General features: G+C 59.9%; 18 protein-coding genes and 1 pseudogene. 4 read left to right on the top strand and 15 right to left on the bottom strand.

Annotated features, from left to right (window positions below):
- Positions 1–2 precede the first annotated feature (2 nt).
- The 4 genes from A7D21_RS09200 to A7D21_RS09185 form a co-directional block, all read right to left on the bottom strand.
- Positions 3–371, bottom strand: coding sequence for a protease inhibitor Inh/omp19 family protein (locus A7D21_RS09200; protein WP_069551551.1), 369 nt, complete (start codon positions 369–371; stop codon positions 3–5).
- 48 nt (positions 372–419) lie between these two features.
- Positions 420–1,853 carry a serralysin family metalloprotease gene (locus A7D21_RS09195; RefSeq protein ID WP_053256171.1) on the bottom strand — a complete coding sequence of 478 codons (1,434 nt, stop codon included), beginning with the start codon at positions 1,851–1,853 and terminating at the stop codon, positions 420–422.
- A gap of 368 nt (positions 1,854–2,221) precedes the next feature.
- Positions 2,222–3,325 carry a P1 family peptidase gene (locus A7D21_RS09190; protein ID WP_053256172.1) on the bottom strand — a complete coding sequence of 368 codons (1,104 nt, stop codon included), beginning with the start codon at positions 3,323–3,325 and terminating at the stop codon, positions 2,222–2,224.
- 9 nt (positions 3,326–3,334) lie between these two features.
- Positions 3,335–4,699, bottom strand: a complete 1,365-nt coding sequence (locus A7D21_RS09185) for an APC family permease (protein ID WP_069551550.1) — start codon at positions 4,697–4,699, stop codon at positions 3,335–3,337.
- A gap of 199 nt (positions 4,700–4,898) precedes the next feature.
- Between A7D21_RS09185 and A7D21_RS09180 the strand changes: the two genes are divergently transcribed.
- A complete protein-coding gene (locus A7D21_RS09180; protein ID WP_053256174.1) occupies positions 4,899–5,684 on the top strand; it encodes a helix-turn-helix transcriptional regulator in 786 nt (261 codons plus the stop codon).
- A gap of 46 nt (positions 5,685–5,730) precedes the next feature.
- Here the strand turns inward: A7D21_RS09180 and A7D21_RS09175 are convergent, their stop codons facing one another.
- The 4 genes from A7D21_RS09175 to A7D21_RS09160 are packed head-to-tail and all read right to left on the bottom strand — an operon-like array spanning position 5,731 to position 9,505.
- Positions 5,731–6,810 (bottom strand): polyamine ABC transporter substrate-binding protein, encoded by a 1,080-nt coding sequence (locus A7D21_RS09175; protein ID WP_069551549.1) that lies wholly within the window; start codon positions 6,808–6,810, stop codon positions 5,731–5,733.
- 60 nt (positions 6,811–6,870) lie between these two features.
- A complete protein-coding gene (locus tag A7D21_RS09170) occupies positions 6,871–7,212 on the bottom strand; it encodes a cupin domain-containing protein (RefSeq protein WP_053256176.1) in 342 nt (113 codons plus the stop codon).
- Positions 7,213–7,239: 27 nt separating this feature from the next.
- Complete coding sequence (locus A7D21_RS09165) at positions 7,240–8,646, bottom strand: FAD-binding oxidoreductase (protein ID WP_069551548.1); 1,407 nt, start codon at positions 8,644–8,646, stop codon at positions 7,240–7,242.
- 52 nt (positions 8,647–8,698) lie between these two features.
- Complete coding sequence (locus tag A7D21_RS09160; RefSeq protein ID WP_053256178.1) at positions 8,699–9,505, bottom strand: AraC family transcriptional regulator; 807 nt, start codon at positions 9,503–9,505, stop codon at positions 8,699–8,701.
- A gap of 257 nt (positions 9,506–9,762) precedes the next feature.
- Between A7D21_RS09160 and A7D21_RS09155 the strand changes: the two genes are divergently transcribed.
- Positions 9,763–10,035 carry a DUF1652 domain-containing protein gene (locus tag A7D21_RS09155; protein ID WP_053256179.1) on the top strand — a complete coding sequence of 91 codons (273 nt, stop codon included), beginning with the start codon at positions 9,763–9,765 and terminating at the stop codon, positions 10,033–10,035.
- A gap of 73 nt (positions 10,036–10,108) precedes the next feature.
- Here the strand turns inward: A7D21_RS09155 and A7D21_RS09150 are convergent, their stop codons facing one another.
- Positions 10,109–12,559 (bottom strand): UvrD-helicase domain-containing protein, encoded by a 2,451-nt coding sequence (locus tag A7D21_RS09150; protein ID WP_069551547.1) that lies wholly within the window; start codon positions 12,557–12,559, stop codon positions 10,109–10,111.
- A 218-nt stretch (positions 12,560–12,777) separates the two neighbouring features.
- Here A7D21_RS09150 and A7D21_RS09145 point away from each other — a divergent pair, with 218 nt between their 5' ends.
- Positions 12,778–13,473, top strand: a complete 696-nt coding sequence (locus tag A7D21_RS09145) for a pirin family protein (RefSeq protein ID WP_069551546.1) — start codon at positions 12,778–12,780, stop codon at positions 13,471–13,473.
- A gap of 68 nt (positions 13,474–13,541) precedes the next feature.
- Here the strand turns inward: A7D21_RS09145 and pgm are convergent, their stop codons facing one another.
- From pgm to A7D21_RS09125, 4 genes are all read right to left on the bottom strand, one after another.
- Positions 13,542–15,185: a phosphoglucomutase (alpha-D-glucose-1,6-bisphosphate-dependent) gene (gene pgm, locus A7D21_RS09140; RefSeq protein WP_053256182.1), complete on the bottom strand. Its 1,644-nt coding sequence runs from the start codon at positions 15,183–15,185 to the stop codon at positions 13,542–13,544.
- Between the two features lie 106 nt (positions 15,186–15,291).
- A complete protein-coding gene (locus A7D21_RS09135; protein ID WP_069551545.1) occupies positions 15,292–16,698 on the bottom strand; it encodes a PLP-dependent aminotransferase family protein in 1,407 nt (468 codons plus the stop codon).
- Complete coding sequence (locus A7D21_RS09130) at positions 16,695–18,125, bottom strand: hypothetical protein (RefSeq protein ID WP_069551544.1); 1,431 nt, start codon at positions 18,123–18,125, stop codon at positions 16,695–16,697. Before A7D21_RS09130 ends, A7D21_RS09135 begins: the two co-directional genes overlap by 4 nt.
- A gap of 717 nt (positions 18,126–18,842) precedes the next feature.
- Positions 18,843–19,865: a zinc-dependent alcohol dehydrogenase family protein gene (locus A7D21_RS09125; protein WP_053256185.1), complete on the bottom strand. Its 1,023-nt coding sequence runs from the start codon at positions 19,863–19,865 to the stop codon at positions 18,843–18,845.
- A 268-nt stretch (positions 19,866–20,133) separates the two neighbouring features.
- Here A7D21_RS09125 and A7D21_RS09120 point away from each other — a divergent pair, with 268 nt between their 5' ends.
- Positions 20,134–21,048, top strand: a complete 915-nt coding sequence (locus A7D21_RS09120) for a LysR family transcriptional regulator (RefSeq protein WP_053256186.1) — start codon at positions 20,134–20,136, stop codon at positions 21,046–21,048.
- Between the two features lie 230 nt (positions 21,049–21,278).
- On the opposite strand, the pseudogene A7D21_RS09115 reads toward A7D21_RS09120, so the two are convergent.
- Positions 21,279–21,482: pseudogene (locus tag A7D21_RS09115) on the bottom strand (integrase core domain-containing protein); the annotation flags it as partial.
- Positions 21,483–21,494: 12 nt separating this feature from the next.
- Complete coding sequence (locus tag A7D21_RS09110) at positions 21,495–22,556, bottom strand: IS110 family transposase (protein ID WP_069551542.1); 1,062 nt, start codon at positions 22,554–22,556, stop codon at positions 21,495–21,497.
- Between the last annotated feature and the right edge of the window lie 242 nt (positions 22,557–22,798).

Below are 22,798 nucleotides of genomic sequence, written 5' to 3'. Positions count from 1 at the left end.
AACTAAGGTATTCGTTGCAGTACAACTTCCCCACCTGAAGGGGTGCGCCCTTTATATTCGCCTTCTTTCTGGCGGTTCAAATGGGTAATGCCCGTGCCTTCGGCATTCATCAGCCAGATCCCGTCCGGGGTGGGCGTCCAGGTCAGGGGTTTCTCGCCCAGCCATTCGGTGACACACGTGACATCACCGGCCAGGGCATTGGCCTGCTCCAGCAAGTCCAGCGCGCACACCCGACCCTGCTGGTGCAGCTGCCAATGGCCGGCCAATTGCGCGGTGGTGGGTAAAACAAGACTGCTCGCCATTGCGTGGGCTCCTGCCGAAACGAACAACACCTGTGAAGCACAGGCAATCAAATGAGAAAAACGCGGCATCTTTCGCTCCATCCTAGAGCGCGGCGCCGAAGCGCCGCGCGCTTTACATCACGCTACGATGTCGCTGACAGCGGCCTGGCCAACGGTGGTGACGAGGAAATCCGCCACGCCGTGCCCGGAGAAGTCCACGGCCAAGGTGCCCAGGTTGGTGCCCGAGGCATAACTCAGCACTGCGTCGCCGGCATGCCCGGAGAACGCGTTGACGAAGGTCAAGCCTGCACCTTTGGTGATACCGGACAGGTCGATCTTGTCCGAACCCGAGGTGAAGTCAAAGATCTTGTCGGCAGCGCCCGGCTTGGAATCGGAACTGGCACCGTACACGAAGGTGTCGTTGCCGGCGCCGCCCCACAGTTGGTCCGCACCGCCACCGCCGTAGATGATGTCGTTGCCGGCACCGCCCTTGATGACGTTGGCTGCGTTGTTACCAATGATCAGGTCGTTGCCTGCCCCACCGAACGCGTTCTCGACGGTAACGCCCTTGGCGATGGACACGTTGCCCACCAGGCCGCCAACGTCGGAGAACGAGGTCTCATTGAGGTTGATCTTCTGGTTCTGGGTAAAGCCCGAGAAATCCAGGGTGTCGTTGCCGCCACCGTCCCATACCGAAAACACCAGCTTGTCGGCATTGGATTTGGCGCTGTAGAAATCACGCCCGGTGTTGGAGTTGAAACCGTAGGTGGTGTCGCCGGCGCGGGTGCTGTAGTTGGCACCGTAGAGCTTCTGGATCGCGGCAATGTCGTCGATCAGCGGGCCCGAAGCATAAGCTTCGACGCCGCCTTTACTGAAGTTCTGGTTGGTGTTGCTCTCGCTCCAGTAACTCATGACGCTGTAGCCACGCGTGTCCTGTCCATAGGTCGCGTCGTTGTAGGTCGGGTTGCCATTCCCGGCGTTGTAGTCGCCAGGGTGAGCCAGGCCCAGGGTGTGGCCGATTTCGTGGGTCAGGGTCTGCCGGCCATAGTTGTTCAAGTCCGGCGTCTTGTTCGGCGTGTAGCTGTTGTTGGTCAGGTACCACGAAGTGCCGTCGTAGCCTGCGCCGGTGCCGGGCAGGTAAGCGAAGGCGGCTGCGCCGTCCTGGCCACCGCTGTAGTTGCCGAAGGTCATGTGTGCGTCACCGCCCGAGGCCTTTTCGGTAAAGGTCACGTTGGCAACATCCGACCAGGATTGCATGGCCAGCGCGGCCTGTGCTTTCTGCTGGGTGTTGAACTGGCTGAACCCGGAGATGCCATGTTTGTTCATGGTGGCCGAGGAAGCCGAGGTGAGGAAGGTGTAGGTCAGATCAATCTTGCCGTTGCCATCAAAATCCCGATACGCGGCGCCATCACGCAGCAGCTGGGTGGCTGCCTGGTCCACGGAATAGGACGGTTTGCCATTGACCGTGAGGTTGCCGCCACGGTCGTATAAATGGCTAAAGCTATCGATTTGCGAGTAAGCGGTGCTGGCTTGCGCGGCAGAAACAATAGCTTTGTCTTTTACTTTTGACATAAACGTACTTCCTTGTTTGCAAGTGCATCAGTCTTGGGTCGATAGGAACCTCGCGGGCGAGATCGTCCTATCACTCGCCTCTTTTGAAGGCGTATCGAAACTGACACAACTTGAAATCTTTCGTCTACAAATATTTCCGAACTGAAAATGTGACGTAGATTCAACTTAAAGAAGTCGCGCGTAGCATTTATTGGGCGGCATTGCTGTTGGCAGGCAAATCGCCAGCCACTGTTATTTAAATATTAAATAGACCGAGCGCCGCCCTAGTTGCGCGGCGCACTTGAAATATGGATCCAATATATTGTCACGGTGTCATTGGCGACATTAAAGAGCCATTACTTAGACTATTTAATTAACGCTGTCCCCTATTACCGGGACATGCCCCAACCCGACTTGCCTAATGCCGCCAATAACATCTCGCCCGCCAACCCGGGCACCTGGACGCCGTCATCGGTGGTCATGTCCTCGCCGGCCAGCATGGCGTTGATGATCGCCTCCTCCACCGCCTCGGCCGCAGCGCTGAACAACGGCGAAATATGGTCGTTATTGACCATGCGCAACACGGTGCTCAGCGGCAGGTCCTTGCGCGCGTAATCCGCCGGTGGTAGCGCGTGATTGCCGGTGGCGAAGGCCAGGAACAGGTCGCCACTGGAGTCCTCGGTGCCGCCACCGGTGCGGGCAATGCCGATGGCGGCGCGCTGCGCCAGGCGCTTGCATTGATGAGGCAGCAGCGGTGCGTCAGTGGCGATAATCACCACAATGGAGCCCATGCCCGGGGTGCCCCGTTCGGCGAACGGTGAAGCAATGCCCATCAACTGGCGGCCCACCGGGTAGCCATCCACCCGCAGCTCCTGGCGTTTGCCGTGGTTGGCCTGCACCAATACCCCCACGGTCCAGCCGCCCTGCGCTTCAGGCAAACGGCGGGACGCCGTACCGATGCCGCCCTTGAACTCGTGGCAGATCATGCCGGTGCCGCCGCCCACTGCGCCCTCCTGCACCGGGCCGCTCTCGGCAGTGTCCAGCGCCTGGCGCACGTGCTCGGGTTTGACGTGCTGGCCCCAGATATCGTTGAGCAGGCCATCGTAGGTTTCCATCACGACCGGCATGCACCAGTACACCGCCGGGTCCGCCAGGCGCTCGCGCTCCAGGGCGATCAGGGTGTCACGCACGATGCCGATGCTATGGGTGTTGGTGATGGCCATTGGCGTGGTCAACAACCCGGCCTCGCTGATCCACTCAAGGCCGGTGGCGTCACCGTTGCCGTTGAGCACGTGGTAGCCGGCAAAACACGGCTGGTGCCTGGCTTCGCCGGCGCGCGGCTGGATCACGGTGACCCCAGTGCGCACCTGCTTGCCGTCGATACGGGTGTTGAGCGTACTGTGGCCGACCCGGACGCCAGGAACATCGGTGATCGCATTCAATTCGCCAGGCGTGCCCAGCCCCAACGTGATGCCCAATTGACGTGCACGCATACCCACTCCTTACAATTTCTGATACGCCGGACTCGACCGGCCACTGATGCAATACAAAATCACCGACACGGCCAGCAAGCCGATGATAATCATGATGTCGCGCACGGACGCCGCCGCGATCAAGGTCACCAGCAGGTAACCGGCGCCCAGCACCGCCAGCAAGGCCGGCAGTGGCCAGAACGGCATGCGATAAGGATGCTCGCGATCGCGCAGCAGCACCCGGCTCATCAGCGCGCTCAACGCCACCACCAGATACACCAGCATGATCAGCAATACACTGAAGGACGTCAGGTCGGCCAGGTTCGAGCTGAAACTCAACAGCGCCGAAGGCACCGCCAGGAACAACGTCGCCAGCCACGGTGAATCCCAGCGCGGGTGAATGCGCGTGAACAGCGCGTTGATGCGCGGCGTCCACAGGGCATCACGGCCGCTGCTGAACACCACTCGACCAATCTGGATCACAATCGCGACGATCGCGTTGAACACCGACAGGAAGATCCCGGCGCTGACCAAGCGTGACAGGGTTTCATTGCCGTGGCTGGTCAGCAGATAGCCAATCGGGTCGGGGCTGCTGATCATCGCACTCAGCGACGGCGCGCCGATCAACAGCGCGGTGATCGGCACCAGCTCGATCACCACCACCAGGCCCAGCGACCATAGCACCGCCTTGTGCACGCCTTTGCCAGCGCATTTCATGTCTTCGGCCAGCAATACCGCAGGACCATACCCATTGAACGAGAACAGGCCGATGCCCACGGCGCCAATCACCAGTGCCCAGGGCGCCAGGTGCAGTACGCCATTTTCGACGATCTGCGGCTGGAACAGCACGCTGGCCGGCTGCACCGGGTTGCCAAAGCCGATACACACGATGACCAGCAACGCCGCCACTTCCAACAGCAGGCAGGTGCCGGTAATCCAGGCATTGAGCTTGATATTGAGGATGCCCAGCGCGTAGCTGCACACCACGATGACCAGGGCGACGGTTTGCGAGTCGAACTGTGTGCCCAGCGCGTTATTCAGGTACGTCGCCGCTCCGGTGGCCAACACCGGCGGGATAAACAACAGCATCACCAGCACCGTCAGAAATGTCGCGTAACCGGCCATGCCGCCAAACACGCGCTTGGCATACACATATTCACCACCGGCGCTGTTATGGGCGCGACCGAGTTCGGCGTAGCAGAAGGCGAACATCAGCGCGAGCAAGGCCGCCATTACAAACGCCAGGAACACACCACTGCCCGCCTGCTGGATGGCAAACGGTGCAATTACGAAGACGGAGCTGGCCGGCGTGACCGCCGAAACCGTAATGGCCACCACATCGAAAACACTCAGCGTTGGCTTGAGCACGCCGTCTGGCGCGGGGGAAGCACTCATGTCGTTATCCTCTGTCGTTGTTTTTGGTAGGAGGCAGAAACGAAAAGTCGGGCTTTTGCGGGATATGTTTCTCGCTGGACAGTGGCAAAACTAAACGTTGTGTTTATGCCAGCCAATTCCCCTATTGGCGTACTCCCCTTGACGGTACTCGTTAAAAGCCGAACCCTTGGCCGATCTTTTGCTGGCGGGAGCCTGATCCATGAGCCTGTTCAGAGAGGTCGGCATGCACGCCGGGCTGGGCCGTACCGTCGCACACCTCGGCACCGAGCGGTTTTGGAAGCAGCTGGTGCTGTTGCTGCACCAATGCCTGCCGTTCGATAACGCCCTGGCGATTTTCTATCCGCTGGAGGGCCCGCCCCAGGCCTTGGAGGAATACGACGCCCAGCCCAGCAGCAAACCGGCGTCGATGCTGGTGTACCTCAACGGCTTGTATTTGCTCGACCCGTTTTACCAGGCCTGTCGCGAGGGCTACGCCAGCGGCGTGTACCGCCTGGAGGAAGTCGCGCCGGACCATTTTCGCCAGAGTGAGTATTTCCTCAGCTACTTCCACGACAACGTGCTGGAAGACGAGGTGCAGGTCATCCTGCAACTGCCGGGCGCCGGCACCTTGTCAATGTCGCTGGGCATGCAGCGCCGGTTCACGTTTGAGGAGACTGGGCTGCTGACTACATTGGCGGCGTGGCTGCTGCCGTTGATGCAGCAGCATTGGCAGCAAAGCACCCAGCGGGCGCCGGCCATGGACAGCCAGATCAGGGATGCGCTGAGTCACTTCGGCAGCGGCGTGCTGTCGGAGCGTGAATTGGAAGTCGCGCGCCTGGTGCTGCGCGGGTTCTCGTCCAAGGCCATGGCCGAGCGCCTGAAGATCTCGCCGGACACCGTGAAGGTGCACCGGCGGCATCTGTACGCGAAGCTGGATATTTCGTCACAGCCGGAGCTGTTTTCGTTGTTTATCCAGTCGCTGGGGCATGACCTGGACAATCCCTGATTAATCGGCAAGCGTTGAGCGACCGTTTATGGCGCGCGGGCATTATTCAGCGGCCGGTACGAATGGTGTTCCACACCCGCGTACGCACTCGGTCAATGTTCAGCGGCATGGCCTCCAGCGCGAACAACTTGCCCATCATCTCCGGGCTCGGGTACACCTTGGTGTCGGCTTTGATCGCCGGGTCTACCAGGCTGTCAGCCGCCGCGTTGCCGTTGGCGTAGTGCACGTAGTTGGTGATGCTGGCCATGACTTCCGGGCGCAGCAGGTAGTTCATGAACGCATAGCCGGCCTTTTCATCCGGTGCGTCGGCGGGCATGGCGACCATGTCGAACCAGATCGCGGCGCCTTCCTTGGGAATGTTGTAGCCGATCTTCACGCCATTCTTGGCTTCCTTGGCGCGGCTTTCGGCCTGCAGGATGTCGCCGGAGAAACCGACGGCTACGCAGATGTCGCCATTGGCCAGGTCAGCGGTGTATTTCGAGGAATGGAAGTACGCCACGTATGGCCGTACTTTCATCAGCAAATCTTCAGCCTTTTTGTAGTCCTCGGCCTTTTTGCTGTGGTGCGGCAAGCCCAGGTAGTTCAACGCCGCAGGCAGCAGTTCCGGGCCATTGTCGAGGATCGCCACGCCGCATTTTTGCAGCTTGACCATGTTTTCCGGCTTGAAGATCAGGTCCCAGGAATCCACTGGCGCGTTGTCACCGAGTACCGCCTTGACCTTGTCGATGTTGTAGCCAATGCCAGTGCTGCCCCACAGGTATGGGAAGCCATGGGCATTGCCCGGGTCGTTGTTTTCCAGGGCCTTGAGCAGCACCGGGTTGAGGTTTTTCCAGTTGGGCAACTGAGTTTTGTCGAGCTTTTTCAGAGCGCCGCCCTGGATCTGCCGCGCCATGAAATGGTTGGACGGGAACACCACGTCGTAGCCGGATTTGCCGGTCATCAACTTACCGTCGAGGGTTTCGTTGCTGTCGTACACGTCGTAGGTGAAACCGATGCCGGTTTCTTTCTGGAAGTTTTTGGTGGTGTCCGGCGCGATGTAGTCCGACCAGTTGTAGATCTTCACGGTCTCGGCGGCCTGGCTGATAGTGGCCACCAACATCAAGGGCAACAGGGCAATGGCTTTCATGGTTCGATTTCCTGGCGGTTTTAGGGCTGTTTTTATGGCAGGCGATCAAGGATCAAAGCGTTACAGAATCAATACGTAGGTCTTGCGCACGGTTTCCTGGATATCCCAGATTCCGGTGCTGTTGGCCGGCAACATCAGTGCATCGCCGGCTTGTAGGTGGACGACTGCACCGTTGTCGGGGGTGAACGTGCAGCGACCCTGGATAAAGTGGCAAAACTCCTGGGCTTTGATTTGTCGGCGCCAGCGGCCCGGGGTGCATGCCCAGATGCCGGTTTCGACGCCGTCGCTACGTTCCACGCTCAAGGTCGAGGCCACGGCGATGGGCTCGCCCAAAGGCACGGCCACGGGTGATGAGTCCGGCAGGTGGGCGTTCAGCGCGTCTTTGAATTGAGTGATGCTCATGGGTCTTCTCGTTGTGAGTGAAACGTCTTAGTGCATGAAGCTTTCCATGAACCCGGCCACGCCAGTCGCCAGCTTGCGGCGCCACGGGGCGGTAGTCGGGTCGGCCAACACCTGGTCTTCATGGACAAAGCTGCGAATGATCGCGTTGTAACCCAGCCAGCGGCAGGGCTCGGGCTCCCAGGCTTTGAGTGCGTCCAGGCCGCGCTCGCGGATCACCCAGGGCTGCGTGGTCAAGGCGGTGTCGAGGCCGAGAATCAGATCGGCCAGGGTGCGGCCGCCGAGGTTGGTGGCGCCTACGCCCTCCCCGCCATACCCGCCGGACAGCGCGATGCCGGTCTTGTGGTCGCACAGCATGTGCGGCCGGAAGTGACGCGACATGCCGAGGTTGCCGCCCCAGGAGTGGGTAATTTTTACGTTCTTAAGCTGTGGGAAGAGTTCGCCAAACAGGTAACGACGCAGCGCCACTTCGCTGTCGGTCAGGTCGAAGTTGTGGCGCAACTTACCGGCGAACTGGTAGCCGCCACGGGCGCCGAATACCAGGCGGTTATCGGCTGAACGCTGGCCATAGGTGACTTGGCGGCTACTCTCGCCGAACGCCTGGCCATGGCTCAAGCCGATTTCATCCCAGGTGCTGGCGGGCAGCGGCTCGGTGGCGACAATCAAGCTTTGTACCGGCAACTGATAGCGGCCCAACGGCGGCAAGGTGGTGGCGTACCCCTCAACCGCCGGCACCACCCACGCTGCGCGCACGCTGGCATTCGCGGTGCGCAGGCTACCGGACTGCCACTGGGTGACTTGGCTGTTTTCGTAGATCTTGACGCCCATGCCCTCCACCACCTTCGCCAGGCCGCGCACTAGCTTGGCGGGGTTGATGGTCGCGACATGGGGGGCGTAGATCCCGCCGTAGGGCTTGGCGATGCGGATCTGTTCGGCCAACTGCTGCGGGCTCAACCAGCGATAGTCGGCTTCGGTCAGGCCTTGGGCATACAGCGTGTCGAGGTAACGCCGCAGGCTGCCTTCTTGCTCGGGGTAACGCGCGGCGCAGTACAGAGCGCCGCCCTTGCGGTAGTCGCAGTCGATGCCTTCGCGGGCCAGCACCTGGGCCACTTCATCGGGAATGCCGTGCAGCAGGTCAAATGACGCTCGCCGCTCTGGCGGTGAAAGCCCGGCCAGCAGGCGGTCTTCACCCAGCAAGTTGCCCATCAGCCAGCCGCCGTTGCGGCCCGAAGCACCAAAGCCTGCGGTCTGCGCTTCGATAATCGCGATGTTCAACTCAGGCGCCCGGCGTTTCAGGTAATAGGCGGTCCACAGGCCGGTGTAGCCGGCGCCGATGATGGCCACATTGACGTCCAGGTCGTGCTCAAGCGACGGCCGCGCATGCAGCGGGTCGTCCAACTGGTCCATCCATAAACTGATAGTGCGCCATGCCGGCATGCCAAATTCCCCAACCTCGTTTCGATAGGCTGGATCCTAGAGCGCGCTGTTACTAACTGTCTTGCGTGCGTGCACGCAGGGAAATGTGTTTGACGTAGGCTTTGGGCGATTGGCCGGTGTGCTGGCGAAATGCACTGTAGAACGCCGACAGCGAATTGAAACCGGCAGCGAATGCCAGGTCATCGACTTTAATCGGCGGCACGGCGGTGTCCAGCGCGGCCAGCAAATACTGGAGCCGGGCCTGGTTGACGTAGCGGTAGAAGCTCTGCCCCAGCACCTGATTCAACAGGTAAGAAATCTGATTGCGGCTGTAGCCACATTCCTTGGCCACCCGCTGCAAATCCAGTTCCGGGTCCAGGTAGGGTTGCCTGAGGTCGAAATAGTGCTGCAGGTCATTGGCCATATGCCCCAACTGCTGGGGTGACAGGCCCAGGCGGCTGACGGTTGGGCGCAGGGCCTGGGTGGGCTGCTCGTGGACCAGCGACGCATACTCATTGACCCGCCAGATCAGCCCATCGCGCACGGTGATGGCTTCGCTGGTGCGAAACGACACCAGGCCCTGCCCGCCGCGCAAGGTGATGCGGTACTGGATAAAGGCAGTGTCGCCGTCGGCGCGGATACGGTCGGTGTGTTCAATCGCCTCATCGGCGCCGCGAGGCATGCTGGCTTGCAGGTAATCACGCAACTCGGCGTAACCGACGACGCGGTTCTGGAAGAAGTCGTGGTACTGGATGTCGGGGTGGTAGTAGGCCATGACGCCATCGAGGTCACGATTTCGCCAACACAAATGGTGGCGCAAGACCAGCTCGCCGGTGGCTTGAGTGTTTTGGCAAGCATCGTCGGGGGCGATGTCGGGCATGTCAGGCTCGGTAAGGGATAAACCACTGAGATTGCCGAATTTTAACCGGCCCGACAATGGCCAAACAGCCGTTCTCAGTAGTGGCCTTTTGCCTGGGCTGTGGCAGGACATGACCCACATCAACCTAATGGACGAGAACCGCCCAACGGGCGCAAAAAACTCACCGTCGGGGTGCGAACGGATGCTATTTTTAAGGTCGTCAATGCCATGACCAGTGACGGTCCTGGCCCCCTGCCGCGAGCTAAAGGAAGCGCTCAATGAACAAGGTGGGCAACATGAACAAAGTGACGTTCCCCAACGCCTGCCAGCTGATGCGCTGGCATTTTCATCCAATGGGCTTTGAGGGGAGCATGGACGCCCCTGGCAGTATGGTTGCCCGCCTGTTCGACCGTGGCACCGGCGAGACATTGATTGCGATTGCCGGCATCCCCTGCGCGACGGTGATGAACGCCGCCGATGTAGAGCGAATCATCGAGGCGGTAGAGGATGAACTGGAGAGTTTCGTGCCACCGCTGTCGTTGCGGGCTTGAACTCACCGATCAAACACAATGCACCCGCCTGTGGGAGTGGGCTTGCCGACGCCCACAGGCGCACTGCGTGGCGCTACTGATTACGCTGATCGTCAAAAAACGCTTTTTTGCCGTCGACTCGCTCTGACGCCCTGGGCACATTCACGCCCTGGCCTTCCGGCTTCTCCACATACCAATAGCAATGGCTCACCGCGCGGGTAATCCCGACATAGGCCAGACGCAGCACTTCGTCTTTTTGTGCGGTGTCATACGGTTCGCTGTCACCCTCATTGCCCAGGCCGGCCATGCGGTACACCTGGTTCTTATACGGCGAACTCGTCACGTGCTGGCAATCCCCAAGCAGGAATACCGCGTCCGCTTGCAGGCCTTTGGCGCTGTGATAGGTCAGCTGCTTCAACCGGCGCGCGTGTGGCGGCAAACTAGAATCCACATTAACTACAGACTGAATATGTTCTTGAATCAGTAACTTATCGCTACTTTTTCGATAAAGCATTAACACGGATTGGCCGTTTTGATAGTGCTCCAGCAACCGGCGGCCCAATGCCGCGTCGTCCCGCTCCTGCACGGTGACCGCCACCGGCACCTTGGGTTCGCCGCTGGCTTTGGCCTTCTTGCCGGGGATCGCCGGAGCGGCCCGCACGATATGCTCGGCAGCGTCGATGATGTGCTGATGGCTGCGGTAATTCTCACTGAGCATCACGCGGGTGGTGCTTGGCGACGGGAATTCCGTGTTGAACGCCATAAAGTACTTGGGCGAGCTACCGCGCCAACCATAGATCGACTGCCAGTCATCGCCCACGCACAGCAAGGAAGAGCGTTGTGCGCCACGCCCTACGTGCATCGCCGGGCCACGGCTACGGATCTCGCGCAGGCTGGCCCGCAGCCACGAGACGATCTGCGGTGAGACGTCCTGAAACTCGTCGATCATCAGGTGCGACATCGGCCGCAGCAGCGGGTCGCTGAGCAACTTGAGGTTTTCCGGGGTGTTTTCGCCGAACAGCGAGAACATCCGGTTGTAGGTCATGATCGGCGGCGATTGATCGAGCAGGTGATCTTCCAGGGCCTTCCAGAAAATACTCAGGGCTTCAAAGAAGAAGCGGTCCGGGTCATCCTTGGCGAAGCTCATTTGGCCAACCGCCGTCGGTACGTCCAGCCCGAGGTTCTCGATAAACCCGGCGGCCATGACAAAACTGTCCAACAGCGGCGCCGAGGACAGCTCACCTTTCACCTTGTAATCAAAACCGGGTCCGGCGGCGGCGTCACCGGCCAAGCTGCTTAAAAGGCGCTTTGAAGATTCGTAACTATCCAACCATATCAGAGGCTTGCGACAGAAAGCTTGAAACAAGGTGCGCTTTACCGCCCACTCCGCGCGCACCGATAGCTTCGCGTTTGGCCGACTGATCTGAGCGTTTTCCCGCGAATCGAAGCCCAGCACGACCCAGGCATCCAGCTCCGCGATATAGCCGTGGCAATGGAAGTGCGCGCCATTGATTTCAAACGTCTGCCGGCTGGGCTCGATGCCCTTGATCGGCCAGGCGCCGGCGCGAAACCACAGGTCCTCGATCACATCGCAGAGTTCTTCATCGCGCTTGGCGGCCAGTTCGGTCACGGCCACCCGCTTCTGGACGTCCGGGTGGTCGCGCTCCAGTTCCTTGAGTTGCAGGCCGTGACGCGCTAATGGCGCAATCAGCTCGCGGAAGCGCGCGTGGCGGCCATGCAGCCGGTGATAGCAGGCATTCATCTGTTGGCGCTGAGCGTCGCTGATGCGCAGGTCGAACGGATTGCTGTCGGCGTCCTCGACGCCGCTGCTGAGGTTTTCGAAGGCTTGCAGCCGCTCAAACCCCGGCAGGCTGCGGACCATCGGCAAAATGCGCGAGTGAAAGGTGCGCACCACCGCCTGAGCGTCTTTAAAGCCAAGAGGTTGGCCCCACAGTTGGAGAATTTCGATTAACTTGTTGATGAAATCCTTGCGCGACTCGCGGGTGAACGTCACCACGGTCATCGAGCTCAGCTCAAAGCCCAAGTAATGGGTCAGCAACAGGATCCGCAGCACCAGCGAGGTGGACTTGCCGGCACCCGCGCCAGCAATCACTGAGGTTGACGGTGTGTCGCTGAAGATCATCTTCCATTGCGCGGCACTTGGCTGTGCATGGGCCGGCAGCAAGCGCGCCACATCAGCCTTCATGCGCTTCTTTACCTCGGCGCTGAGTGGCAGGCGCCAGTCGTCGAACAAACTGTCATCCACGCCAGGGGCGCGGTGCTCCTCAGGGCGAAAGTCGCGGATCAGCAACACCTGCCGACCTTCCTCGATGCCGTCGGCCTTGCCCTCGCGATAACCGTACTCGACGCCCGCCTCATGCCCACTGCGGAAGCCATCGGCCTGGCCGTGCAGCCACGAAAACCGATGCTGCGCACGCAGGCGTGTGAGGCCATGGCCAAACAAACGCGCGGCAAGGCGCTTGAGCAAGGGCATTTCGTTTAACGGGCGCAGTTCGGGGGGCAGATCAGGCGTTTGTTGCGGCACGCGGACTCCAGTGATGAGGTTGGTTTTGGCGGAGCCGCCATGGTGGCCGGAATCGGCGCTCAGTTCCAGCCAATTGCTTTGACGTCATGCAGTTAGGCGACGAAGTAAAAGTTAAAACGCCAGCAACCAATCGATTCAACTGATAGGAATCAGGCATTTTTTACGCTTTTTATCGATCTTGCACTGCAGGATGATGAGCCCATCAACAGGAGACGATCATGCTTGAACTTCGACCTTTCAATTCCCTGGGCGGCGCGCACCATGGCTGGCTCGACGCCCATCATCACTTTTCATTTGCCGAATACCACGACCCCGAGCGCATGCACTGGGGCAACCTGCGGGTGTGGAACGACGACATCATCGCGCCGGGCACCGGCTTTGCGCAGCACCCGCACCGCGACATGGAAATCATCACCTATGTGCGTGAAGGCGCCATCAGCCATGCCGACAACCTGGGCAACAAGGGCCGCACCGAGGCGGGCGACGTACAGGTAATGAGTGCCGGCACCGGGATTGCCCACAGCGAATACAACCTGGAAGCCACCCCGAGCAAGATTTTTCAGATCTGGATTATCCCGAATGAAGCCGGCCTGCCGCCCTCCTGGGGTGCCAAGCCATTCCCGAAAGGTGATCGCGAGGGGTTTGTGACATTGGCCAGCGGCAAAGCCGGTGACAGCGAAAGCCTGCGCATTCGTGCCGATGCACGCCTGGTGGCAGCCAACCTGAAAGCGGGTGAAAGTGCCGAGTATCGGCTCGACAGCGGCCGTCGGGCGTATCTGGTGCCGGCGACGGGGGTGATTGAAGTCAATGGCTTACGGGCGCAAGCGCGCGACGGTGTGGCGATTGCGGATGAGCAGGTGTTGCGGGTGACGGCGCAGGAAGACAGTGAAATCGTGCTGGTCGACCTGGCCTGACGTGACGCGTTGCTTCAACCGACACGGTGGGAGGCAGCAAGCCCCCTCCCACAGTGGGTTTGGCGTGGTTATTGGCTGATAGCGCCGTCTACCAGCACCTGGGCTTCTTCCACCAACTGCTTGAGGTGATCTTCGCCAATAAAGCTCTCGGCGTAGATCTTGTAGATATCCTCGGTGCCCGATGGCCGCGCGGCGAACCAGCCGTTCTCGGTCATCACTTTCAAACCGCCGATGGCCTGGTTGTTACCCGGCGCATGGCTGAGGATTTGTTGGATGCTCTCCCCGGCCAATTGCGTGGACGTGACCTGCTCCGGCGACAACTTGCCCAACAAGGCCTTCTGCGCCGGAGTGGCTTTGGCATCGACACGAATCGCGAACGGCTCGCCCAGGGCGTCGGTCAGGCCACGGTAGATCTGGCTGGGGTCCTGGCCTTTGCGCGAGGTCATCTCTGCCGCCAATAAAGCCGGAATCAAGCCGTCCTTGTCGGTGCTCCACACGGTGCCGTCTTTACGCAGGAACGAGGCGCCGGCGCTTTCTTCGCCGCCAAAGCCCAGCGAACCCTCGAACAGGCCATCGGCAAACCATTTGAAGCCGACCGGCACTTCGTACAGGCGACGGCCGATGCGCGCGGCGACGCGATCAATCAAGCCGCTGCTGACCACGGTCTTGCCGACGGCCGCGTCGGCGCGCCAGTCCGGACGGTTCTGGAACAGGTAATCAATCGACACGGCCAGGTAGTTGTTCGGTGCCAGCAGGCCACCGGACGGCGTGACGATGCCGTGGCGGTCGTGGTCAGGGTCGCAGGCGAAGGCTACGTCAAAGCGTTCTTTGAGGCCGATCAAGCCTTGCATGGCGTAGCTGGAGGACGGGTCCATGCGGATTTGGCCGTCCCAGTCGACGCTCATGAAACGGAACGTGGCGTCGACTTCGGTGTTGACCACGTCGAGGTTCAAACGGTAGTGCTCGGCAATCGCCGACCAGTAGCGCACCCCTGCGCCGCCCAACGGATCGACACCCAGGCGCAGATCGGCGCTGCGGATCGCGTCCATGTCGATCACATTGACCAGGTCGGCCACGTAGCTGTTGAGGTAGTCATGGCGATGGGTGGTATCCGCCTTGAGCGCCTGGGCGTGCGTGATGCGTTTAACCCCGGCCAGCTTGTTGGCAAGCAGCTCGTTGGCCTTGGCTTCGATCCACTTGGTGACGTGGGTATCGGCCGGGCCGCCGTTGGGCGGGTTGTACTTGTAGCCGCCGCTTTGTGGCGGGTTGTGCGACGGCGTAATCACGATGCCGTCGGCCAGGCCGCTGGTACGGCCACGGTTGTAGCAAATGATCGCGTGAGAAATGGCCGGGGTCGGTGTGTACTCATCGCCTTCGGCGAGCATGACGTGTACACCGTTGGCAGCCAGCACTTCCAGGGCGCTGGCACCGGCAGGTGTCGACAACGCGTGGGTGTCCAGGCCAACGAACAAAGGACCATTGATGCCCTGGGCTTCACGGTACAGGCAGATGGCCTGGCTGATGGCCAGCACATGCCATTCGTTGAAGCTCAGCTCAAACGAGCTGCCACGGTGCCCGGAGGTCCCAAAGGCCACACGCTGTGTGGAGATCGCTGCATCAGGCTGGCCGGTGTAATAGGCCGTGACCAGTCGCGGGATATCCACCAGCAACTGAGCTGGGGCCGGCTTGCCCGCAAAAGGACTGATTGTCATGCATAAACCTCGAGAAGGAAGGATTCGGAAAAAATGACAGTTTACTGAGAGTTGGACTGCTGCGCGACGGTATCGATCCTACAGCAGCGAGAGAAATTTCATGCGCTTAGGCTATCTGTGCCTGTCGCAGCGCCTCGCCGAGTGTCTCCAGGGCACTCTCCAGGTTGGGCTGGCCATGGAAAGTATGACTTAACCGCAGGTGCTGGTGATGCAGGCCGCCGACGCTGAACAGTTCTCCCGGTGCCACCACCACCTGCCGCGCCAGCAAATACTGGAATGCCTGGCGCATGTCGACGGGGTGCGTGGAGCCTAACCAGAAAGCGCCACCCCCTGCGGGCATCCGATAGCTCACTTGATCCCCCAGGTACCGGTCCAGGTACTGGCTCATTTCGCCCGCCTGTTCACGCAGCAACCGGCGCAAGTCGTGCAGGTGCTGGTCGATGCGCCCACTCTGGTACACACGGGCAATCGCACGTTGGCGAATTGAGGACAACCGGAACGCGCGCAACAGGAACTGGCGTTGCAATTCGCCGCTGCTGTGGCGCGCTAATGCGTAGCCAAACGGCGCCTCTGGCCCGAGTATTTTCTCGAATGAGGAAAACACCACCAATCGCTCGGGGTTGACGAGGTCACGCAGGGGCGCCTGGGGCTGCTTGAACCCCAACTCACCACAGCTGTCGTTTTCGAGCAGCCAGCACGCGTACTGGTCCAGCAGTTTCGCCACGCCCTGGCGGTCGCGGGGCTGCATCGCGACCGCCGAAGGCAGGCTGACCGACGATGACAGCAACACCAGGTGCACCGGTTCACTGCGCAGCATGCCTTCGAGCCTCACCAGGTCCAGACTGCCCTCGTCCGACCAAGGCAGCTCGAGGATGCGCACCCCGGCATCCCGTAGCACACGCAGGATCAGCCAGTCGCAGGGTGACTCGACGATCACCGTGGAGCCGCGCAAGCCCAACACCTCAATGAGGATGTCGAGCACACCGCGCAGGTCGGCACCGATATACACGTCGTCGGCGTGCCAACAACGCGTCGGCGACGTGGTATAACGTGCCGCCAACGCCGCTCTCAGCTCCCAAACGCCACAGGGTTGGGACCACGGTTGCAAATGGCGCGGGTACTGGCGCACCAGTTCGCGCTCCAGGCCCAGCAATGTGCCGTCCAGCGACGCCAGCAACGCAGGCTCGTCGCCGCTGAGTACCACCATGCCCGGGCGCCGCGCGGCCACATAGAGGCGTTCAAGTAAATCGCCACTGGGCCAGCTCACCGGGCTACCCGCCAGCGGCCATGCGTAATAGCCCGACTTCGACACCGAGTACACCCGGCCCTCTTTCTCCAACAGCGAGTACGCGTATTGAATGGTGGAGATCGATACATTCAAACGCTGGGACAACTGCCGCAAAGACGGCAGTTTCACCCGCGTATCGCTACTGACCTCATTGATCAGGTTGATCATGTAGCGATAGACCGCCTGATAAGCGAAGTCTACTTGCCGCGCCCCCCGCAGCGTCATCGCCCGGACAGCTGACAGGCCATGCTGCCACTGGCCAGGGGCCGTTGCGTTGGACCGTTGCGTACGCCACCGGGGGCAAGCGTCATCGGCCGTTTGCGGTACAGATGCTGAAGCAAAGGCAGTGGCAGCCCGCTGGCATCGGTCACCCATTGCTGCAACATCTCGGCGGCCGGCTTGCCCTGCAGCACCTTGTGCAGTTCAGGCAACGCCACCAACATTCCCGGGTGGCACTGGCGCAAGTAACCTTCCAGTCGCTCGCCGTGATGGATAAACGGCGAAAACAGCAGGCAGATCAGCTGGCTTTCATCCAAGCCGAAGAACTGCTGCGCGTACGTGCTCGACACGACGCGCTCCTCGCGGTTGACGGCCCGAGTCACCAGTTCCTCGGGAACGTGCCGCCGACGCAGGTACTCACGCGCCAGCACCAGGAACTCATCGACGCCTTCCTCATAACGCAATTCGCGCAGGCACTCGGCCTGCAGGCCGCGCAGGTGGGCCATCAGCAGCGGATTGGCAAAGGCTGGGTGGCTGAAATGAAAGCCCAGCGGGTCGGGTGTGTAGGCCATGAACTCGGTGAGCAAGGGCGCGCGGGGGCGATCGATCCCCTCAAGCAGGTCGGCAATACCGATGTACGCCAAGTGGCGGTGCCCACCCGGGCTGATGTCGGCCTTCGGCACATAATGCTCACCGTACAGGTCGCGGTAGAAGTCGCCGCTCCATTCATCCATGCGCGTGAACAGGCCGTTGAGCGAAGCTGGCTGGCCCTTCGAAGGGCTGACACCTTTGGCTTGAGCGGCCTTTTTCAGCCAGGCGAGGAGTTGGCTCTGTTTGCGCGTAGAGTCGCCGCTGACCAATGCATGTACGCCGCCTTTCCAGGCGGTGACGCGCTGATAGAAATCACCCAGCGCCAAGTAGGTCTCGTTGCACAGGGTGGCGCGAATATCGCCGGAAGTCAGATGCCCCACCATTAGCATGTTGCGCTGGTGGGTATCACAGGCCCGGCCAGATACCGGATGTTGGTGATTGAAGGGCAGCACGTGTTGATTATCGACCATCAACAACTCGACCCGGGGGTCGTCATGGAAAAACAGTCGGCTGTAACCGCGATGAATCGCGTCAAGGGTGTCTTGAGTCATGCCCGCGTGGCACAGCGTGGCGACCCGTAGCTGAAATGTTCTGGGCGAGCGCCCGGCGATACTCAGTTGTGCGGCGCGCAGCATTGCCAGGGTGTAGCTGCTGACTTCGCCGCCGCCATGGGCCACCAGCACCTTGTAACTCCCTACTTGCTCCATACCACCGGCGGCCACGACGATACGCTGAATCAACAATTGAAGTGCTGTGCGTTCTGCACGGGTGAAGTACCCAACTAAGCGTTGCTGAACTTGCTGGTATACGTAATTCATAGCCTGTTCGTGAATAGCGCTCATAGCTCTACTACCTGAGTTGAAATATCAGTTTCAAACAACTACCGAGCGTAGCTGCCCGATCTATTGCATGTGTAATAACGTTGCCCGCAGCGCAGTGTTCGGGATAAATAAACACCAGCATCTTGCAACAAATCGACGGACTGCGTACTTCCCACGTCCGAGCGCATTTGCGGCACCGAACGTCCGTACGACAAGCATCCAGAGCACTGCGGCAGTGCTCCTAGGAACATTCAGACAAGTTCCTACAACGCCTTAACAATAAGTTCAAAGATCTATCCGACAAACAAAACTCACTAAACTCCGATCTTCGCTTGGGTGTGGATTGATATCTGCCGTGAAAATCTACCCGTCCGCGGGGGCCTGCAAACACTGCACCCTGCGCAATGACAGAAAGTACCCACTGCCACTTCAATTGGTCATTCATTACTCAGTCCTTGAGTTGAAAGTGAAGCACCAATTATCAGGGCTGAAATAATGAATAACAGATACAGAACCTGACCGAAAACCAGTTCAGTTAGTTATCGGGCACTGCGTTGGAGACGCGCGCACAAAAACGCCGCGCTGAATTTCAGGGCGGCGACGGGGAGAAAGGTATCGTTTACAGGACGGAACGGCCCCTGCGCGCTTCAGTCAACGCGCAGGTTAAACCCTGTCAAATGGCGCATTTGCCCCATGCGTCCAGGGTTTTGAAGACGAATTTGCGAATCCTCCTACAACTCAAACAGCTTCAACCTGCAACGCAACACGCTCGCGGCACGGACATTCGTCCATATAACGGTGCGCTTCAACGAACTGATTGAACGCAAATACCGTGGTTTTCAGTGGCACCAGCACGCGATCGGCGGTCAATTGGTTGATATCGCGCAACGCACGTTGCAGCGCCACATGGTCCTGAATGATGCCCAGCTCCGGCTTACCGGTGAAGTTGCCGATACAGTGCACGAAGAACTGGATGTTCTTCTGGAAGGCTGCACACGCCGGGAATGGCGTCTGGTTGCCGCCTTGCAACCCGTAGAGCACGAGGCTGCCACGCGGGGCCAATACGTCGCCCAGCAATGACATCTGCGGGCCACCCAAGCCATCGAATACCACATCAACGCCGCGGTTATCGGTGTACTTGTTGATCTGCATGAGCAGGTCCTGCTCTTCGGTGACGATGACCTTCTCCGCCCCCAGGGACAGCAAATACTCACGCTCGGCGCTGTCCTTGGTCGCAGCAATCACCCGCACCCCAAGGGCCTTGCCCAGTTGTACGAACGAGGGGCCGGCACAGTGGCTGGCGTCGGTGACCAGCGCAAATTGGCCGGGCTTGACCCGCGCCAGATCCATGTAGGCAAAGTAAGCAATCAGCAGCGGCGTGTAGTGCACGCTGGCTTCAATCGGGCTCAAGACATCCGGGTAGCGGGTCAAGGCCGAACGGGGCAGAACGATCAGCTCGCCATACACCGGGTAATCATTGGGGCTCTCGGCCGGAAAACTGGCCACTTTATCGCCCACGGCCAAGTCATCCACGCCCTCACCGAGGGCGACAACCACCCCGGCCATCTCATGACCAAGGCCGGACGGCAGACGTGCATGCGAAGACGCCAGGTTCTGACGCCACAAAATGTCATACCAGCTGATGCCAATCGCCTCGACACGCACCTGCACTTCGCCCGGTGCGGGCTGCGCGGCTGCATGCTCTTCGCATTTGAGCACCTCGGCCGGACCAAACTTGTGAAAACGGATCGTGCGGGACATCGCAAACCTCGTCAAAGTAACCTCTAATGCCATGAACTCTATCTGGGCTTTCCAGCGAAGGCCATCGGTCGGCGTTAATAGTCGACATGCCTGTCATTGATTCCGCAACCGAGGAATAGACCTCAACTCTTATAGGAAAACTCAATTATCTTGTGCAGAGTACCAGCCTTTCCCCGTAAGATTCATGCCGGTCATGCGTCTAAGTGGAACCTGAGGGTTCTGAATATGGCCGTTCACGTCAAGTTTGCTGACTCTTCCAGGACACAAGATGAACCGTAACGACCTGCGTCGTGTCGACCTTAACCTCTTGATCGTATTCGAAACCTTGATGCATGAGCGCAGCGTGACCCGCGCCGCCGAGAAGCTGTTCCTCGGCCAGCCGGCCATCAGTGCGGCGTTGTCGCGTCTGCGCGGGCTGTTTGATGACCCATTGTTTGTGCGCACCGGGCGCAGCATGGAGCCGTCGGCACGCGCCGTCGAAATCTTCGCCCTGCTCTCCCCGGCCCTGGACTCGATTTCCACCGCCGTGAGCCGTGCCGCCGAGTTCGACCCGGCCACCAGCACCGCGGTGTTCCGTATCGGCCTGTCCGACGACGTCGAGTTTGCGCTGCTCCCCCCATTGCTCAAACGCCTGCGTGCCGAAGCTCCGGGCATTGTGCTGGTGGTGCGCCGCGTCAATTACATCCTGATGCCGGGCCTCCTGGCCTCCGGTGAGATCTCCATCGGCGTCAGCTACACCGCCGACCTGCCGGCCAATGCCAAGCGCAAAGTACTGCGTCGCAGCCTGCCGAAACTGCTGCGGGCCGACAGCGTACCCGGCTCGCTGAGCCTGGACGACTTCTGCGCACGCCCCCACGCCCTGGTGTCCTTCGCGGGCGACCTGAGCGGGTTTATTGACGAAGAGTTGGAAAAACTCAATCGAAAACGCCACGTGGTACTGGCGGTGCCGCAGTTCAATGGGCTGGGCACCTTGCTGGCGGGCACCGACATTCTGGCCACCGTGCCGGACTACGCAGCCGAGGCACTCACAGCGGCGGGCGGCCTGCGGGCCGAGGACCCACCGCTGCCGGTGCGCACTTTTGAACTGCATATGGCCTGGCGCGGGTCGCAGGATAACGACCCTGGGGAGCGCTGGCTGCGGTCGCGGATCCAGATGTTTTTTGGGGACCCCGATAGCCTGTAATGGAGCTCCATTAAATTCCATAAAATTGTTTTATAACAAACGCTTATTGGAAATTTCAGTCCATTGCCGCCTGTCTAAAGCCAATGGATTCCACGACTCATGGGGGCATAATTGGCGGCCAATTTCGGTTCCTTAAAAAGGATGCCCCCACCGATGCCCCCAGATAATGCGGTTGTTTTCAAACGAAAACTCAGCGATGCCTTGATCCGCTCGCTGACCGAATGTAGTGGTCAACTAATCCCGGACACGACGTTAAGTTTTTCTTCGGCCCGAGCTGGCGCCAGCCCACCGTTGAATTGATGGGGTCGAATCCAGTTGTACTGATGCATCAAGAAATGGCTGATATCGCGCTGGGCTTCTTGAGCAGTTCTGTAGCCCACGCTCGGTATCCATTCAGTTTTCAGGCTGCGGAACACGCGCTCCATCGGCGCGTTGACGCTCCTATGTCAACAAGATCGAGCTGAATCGGCTAAATCTGCCAGGATCAAAGGGTATAGCTCCCTGACGATATAGCGCTTTAAACAGCGCTGGATTTCTTTGGAAGACAAACCTTCAGCACTACGACGGGCGACGTAGCTTTGGGTTTTGGGATCACCTCGCATGCGTACCATCGCAATGGTCCATAGGGCGTTGTTCGCAGACCGATTCCCACCTCTGTTTAAACGATGTCGCACCGTTTTACCCGAGGATGCCGGTAAAGGACTGACCCCACAGAGGGCGGCGAGAGCTGCTTCACTTTTTAACCGCTCCGGGTTATCACCTGCTGTCGAAAGCAGCACGGCCGCCGTTTGAGGGCCGACGCCGAATTGTTCACGTAAACGGCGAGCATGTTGGCGAGTCAGGTTTTCTAGAATGACATCGAGCTTTTCAACTTCCTCTGCCAATGCCAGCCAGCGCTTGCCCAATAGACACAGGGAGGTCGTTAAGATGTTCAGGAATTCAGTCGCGCTCCGTGAGCGAAGACGTGCACATCCCTTGGCGCAGTCGCCAGGTTTGGTTTTCCAGAGCCGTTCACGAATGTCTTGCGGGGCACTGACGAGCAAGGCTCTCAATTGATTGATCGCTTGGGTTTTCGCTCTGACTGCGCTGCGCCGAGCAACCGAAACCACCCGCATCGCCTCGGCCACACCCGATTGGGTCTTGGCGATCGCCGTGGCGTTTCCTGAAAGAACGGATCGAGCCGCGCTCTCGGCGTCGGTGGGATCGGATTTCCCCTGGAGCCGGCGTTTGGAGCGATCAGGGCGGTTAACCTCCAGCACCTCGATGCCATGATCACGCAGGACACGGGCTAAACCCGCGCCATAAGTTCCGGTGCCTTCCACGCCGGCACGCTTCAACATACCGAAGGAGTTGGCCCAGGTAACGAGCTTGAGATATCCGCTGGTATCGGTTGTTACCGCCAAGCAGCCAAGCAGGTTTCCATTCGTGTTGATCAAGACCCCTACGTGGGTATCCAGATGTGTATCAACTCCCAAGATGACTTCGTTTTCGTCCATGGGGCTGTTCATGACTAATGCCTCCGATGAGAACGCATTACCAACCCCATACGCAGGACAGGACACTCAAGATGCAGGACAAGGCTCCTATCAGGTCACAGACGCTGGGCCCGGCAATGCCAGGGAACGTCAGCGTCCAATCGACAGGTCAACGCAAAGGCACTCTATTGGCCAATCCCAGCACGGGTCAGATTGGGCCGACGCTCTTGAGCATAGTGAACTGAGTGTCCCAGCAGTTTCCTCGGCGGCTCATA

It is taken from the genome of Pseudomonas sp. AP19, assembly GCF_001728855.1.
In the GTDB taxonomy this organism is placed as follows: domain Bacteria; phylum Pseudomonadota; class Gammaproteobacteria; order Pseudomonadales; family Pseudomonadaceae; genus Aquipseudomonas; species Aquipseudomonas fluorescens.
The sequence above is the reverse complement of the archived record's forward strand: the minus strand, read 5'-3'. Positions and strand labels throughout refer to the sequence as shown.